The organism is Selenomonas sp. oral taxon 126 (assembly GCF_001683335.1).
Classification (GTDB): domain Bacteria; phylum Bacillota; class Negativicutes; order Selenomonadales; family Selenomonadaceae; genus Centipeda.
Window position 1 is genome coordinate 2,145,774 of record NZ_CP016201.1, and the last position, 3,114, is coordinate 2,148,887.

The 3,114-nt window shown below is 48.2% G+C and carries 6 protein-coding genes; 2 read left to right on the top strand and 4 right to left on the bottom strand.

What is annotated here, in order from left to right; all coding sequences use genetic code 11:
- Positions 1-340: transposase (locus AXF19_RS09740; RefSeq protein ID WP_172837377.1), on the top strand; the 340-nt coding region annotated here is incomplete at its 5' end.
- A gap of 179 nt (positions 341-519) precedes the next feature.
- Here the strand turns inward: AXF19_RS09740 and AXF19_RS09745 are convergent.
- Positions 520-792: a type II toxin-antitoxin system RelE/ParE family toxin gene (locus AXF19_RS09745; RefSeq protein ID WP_009439029.1), complete on the bottom strand. Its 273-nt coding sequence runs from the start codon at positions 790-792 to the stop codon at positions 520-522.
- A complete protein-coding gene (locus AXF19_RS09750; protein WP_066848213.1) occupies positions 785-1,078 on the bottom strand; it encodes a type II toxin-antitoxin system RelB/DinJ family antitoxin in 294 nt (97 codons plus the stop codon). The genes AXF19_RS09745 and AXF19_RS09750 overlap by 8 nt, the downstream gene beginning before the upstream one ends.
- Before the next feature lie 173 nt (positions 1,079-1,251).
- Between AXF19_RS09750 and AXF19_RS09755 the strand changes: the two genes are divergently transcribed.
- The gene (locus AXF19_RS09755; RefSeq protein ID WP_066848215.1) at positions 1,252-1,812 is read left to right on the top strand and encodes a P27 family phage terminase small subunit; all 561 of its coding nucleotides are present in this window, start codon (positions 1,252-1,254) and stop codon (positions 1,810-1,812) included.
- 46 nt (positions 1,813-1,858) lie between these two features.
- On the opposite strand, the gene AXF19_RS09760 is transcribed toward AXF19_RS09755, so the two are convergent.
- Positions 1,859-2,383 (bottom strand): hypothetical protein, encoded by a 525-nt coding sequence (locus AXF19_RS09760; RefSeq protein WP_066848217.1) that lies wholly within the window; start codon positions 2,381-2,383, stop codon positions 1,859-1,861.
- A gap of 160 nt (positions 2,384-2,543) precedes the next feature.
- Complete coding sequence (locus AXF19_RS14365) at positions 2,544-2,879, bottom strand: hypothetical protein (RefSeq protein WP_216634935.1); 336 nt, start codon at positions 2,877-2,879, stop codon at positions 2,544-2,546.
- Positions 2,880-3,114: the final 235 nt, after the last annotated feature.

The following is a 3,114-nucleotide window of genomic DNA, read 5'->3' on the forward strand; positions in this document are numbered from 1 at the left end:
GCAGTGCATCCACGGCAACCACAGCAAGATACCGCTTCAGGAGCGGGTAAAACGGTTGGAAGTGAGCAAAGTCTTTCAGCGGGAGCGGGAGGAAAATCTGGCACGGATACGCAGCACGGAGGGAATCCTCCTGCGGATGAACCGGAGCATACAGGTAGAGGGAGCATTTGCACAGATCAAGGAGAACTTCGGATTCCGACGGTTTCTGACGCGGGGACAAGAGAGCGTCTTAGGAGAAGCAATCCTGCTGGCACTTGCTCACAATGTCTTGCGGTTGCACGAAAAGATACAGCGGAACACGGTGGGGCGGCATCTTATTGCGCTCAAGGAAGCTGGATAGGACACGGGACAGAAAAACAAATAAGGGCAGAGGAACAAGGGCGAATACAGGGATCGCCCTTGTTCCTCTGCCCTGTTTTAGTGGATCTTGTCTTTTTCGCTGGGCTTTTACGAAAATGATGCGCTTACATGAAAAGAGGGCTGCTGTACGAAGACAAATTTGCCTTCGTGCAACAGCCCCTAGAAGAGATCGCTATGCGAGCCCGTGCGGGAAGCGGTCAGAATCAGCTTTCCTTTGTCGATGGCGTACACAAGTAACCAGTCCGGCATGATGTGGCATTCACGAAAACCAATGTAATCGCCAACCAGAGCATGATCCCGATACCTTTCGGGGAGTTGTTTTTCCGCGCAGAGCATTTGCAGGACATCATCCAGTTTTTGCATATCTGCTCCACGTTTACGCAGCTTCTTTAAATCCTTGCGGAACTGCGTGGTGGTGACGAGATCAAGCATGGGCATCCTCCGCATCCAAATCATCCATCAGTGCGGACAGCGACGGATAGCGCTTCGGCTCGATTTTGCCATCCATGATGTCGCGTGCTTCCTGCATGGCAAGAAGTGTTTCCTTATTATAACGGGGCTGTTTCGGTTGGAAGGGAAAGCCTCCCTCCATGATGGATGCGTGCAGAAAGATGTTAATGGCGTCGGTCACGGAGATACCGAAACTGGAAAAAACAGTTTCAGCTTGCGCTTTGATTGTCGGTTCGATGCGCATATTGATTGTTGCAGTCTTGGACATGATGGATAACCTCCTTTTGCTTATTGTAACGCGAAAGTGAAGCAAATGCAACACGTTCTTGCCCCCTAGGGGGCGGTCAAATCCCTAAAACCGCGCCGTTACTTGACCGGGGAGGGGGCGTACGCACAAAAACGTCGGTTCAAACGGGGTATTAAGGGAAGGGGGGCGAGAAGGTGGCGCGTGACGGTACAAATCGCGGTGGACGGCGCATCCGGGCGGGAGACAAACCCGAAGCACTGGCAGACAAGATTGCCGGCGGGCGCACGGCGCACATCATGGAGTTCCCCATGACGGAACTGGACGGTGCAGATCTTGTGGATGCCGCCGATCTCTACGGCGAGGAAATGCCGACCCCGAGCGAGTTCCTGTCAGCACGGCAGCGCAACGGCAAGCCGCTCGGTGCGGATGAGATTTTCCGCGAGACATGGCTGTGGCTGAAGGCGCGTGGCTGTGAGCGTCTCGTAAATCCCCGCCTGATTGAAAGCTATGCACAGGCATTTGCCCGCTTCATCCAGTGCGAGGAGGCAATGAGTCAATACGGACTCATCGGCAAGCATCCGACCACAGGAGGGGCGATTGCAAGCCCCTTTGTTCAGATGGGGCAGGCATTCCAGAAACAGTCCAATCTGCTCTGGTATGAGATTTTCGACATCGTAAAGCAGAACTGTACCACCACATTCAGCGGCTCTTCGCAGGAGGATCGGATGGAACGGCTACTGCGTTCGAGAAAATAAAAGAAGCATCCATTCATAGATAGATGCTCCGTATTTTTAGTACCGGTTAATCGAGATACTGGCTCAGATCAAGGACACCGGCACAATACCAGAACAGCCCATTCAAAAAGCCGTTGTCATATTGATATGTGCCTTCTGTACCATTTTTTCCGGTATTTGGAGAAACAGCACTCAAGAATTTTATGATCCTTTTATCTGTCTTGTATGTGCTGAAACGAATGATCATGGGAGAGTGCTTGGCAGCATTTCCATGCCCATCAGCACCACCCGAGCCGTAATAGACCAGACAAGAGATAATCGCCACACCATCTGAGAGATCATACTTACAGCTTGTCTTATCCAAAAAAATAGGTCCGTATGTAGTAAGCCCTACGAGAGGATAATTCATGTCCCCGTACATATAGTTGTCTTGTATCTTGTCGCCTTGTTTTGGGAAAGCAGAAATTGTTCCCGCAGCTTCCTTGTATATCCGTTGCTTATTCGTAATGTCATATCCGTCGTAGGGACTGGCATATGCTGTCATGACAAAAAACATAAACATGGTGAGTAAAGAGAGTATCAGCTTTTTCATGGGTTGGCTCCTCTTTTCTGGTAGGTAAAAGATTCTACTTTGCTTGTTCGAATCCAATCTCATAGGATATAACCTTTTCCGTATTGCTATCTATAGTCAAGCAGAACATAGTTTACGGTATTGGTATAAACTAGGGTTTTTACAGATGTATCGTTTTGAACTATTTTATTTGGGGGGCCACACATTTTTTTATTTCGGTTTCTGCCCGACCAACTCCTCCAAATCCATATGAAATGTCAGCACTTTTATCTTTTCCATTAATTATTCTGGGGTACACCTTGATGGTGCTTATATGATTATCTATTGTCGTGATCGCACCGTAGGTGAACGTAATTTGTTCAACTCTGGTTCTTCCCACCTGAATAGGACCGGATGAATTCACTGCTTTTCCAAGAAGATATTCTGCATCTAGCAAATTTATATGCTCACCTAATCCTATACTAACAAAAGAAAGTGTGGGAAAGCGATTGTTGATTGAAACCATCTCTGCGTTCATGATAACTCGAGCACCGGGGTTATTGATTGCAGGGGATTCTGCGGCATAGGAAAATGACGGGATACAGATGAGGATGGAGAGAAAACGGATACATTGAATGATCATTTTGTTTAGCATCTGATATCAATCCTTTCACGAGAGTAACCCATACAAGTCAATTCGGCGGTAGTCCTAGAAAATCCTGCTTGGTTAAGAAGGAGGGAAGTCATTTGAACAAAACAACATCGGAGATGAA

Coding starts and splice junctions, on each gene's coding strand:
- AXF19_RS09750 (WP_066848213.1), bottom strand. CDS start 1,078: ATGTCCAAGACTGCAACAATCAATATGCGCATCGAACCGACAATCAAA.
- AXF19_RS09745 (WP_009439029.1), bottom strand. CDS start 792: ATGCTTGATCTCGTCACCACCACGCAGTTCCGCAAGGATTTAAAGAAG.
- AXF19_RS09760 (WP_066848217.1), bottom strand. CDS start 2,383: ATGAAAAAGCTGATACTCTCTTTACTCACCATGTTTATGTTTTTTGTC.
- AXF19_RS14365 (WP_216634935.1), bottom strand. CDS start 2,879: ATGAACGCAGAGATGGTTTCAATCAACAATCGCTTTCCCACACTTTCT.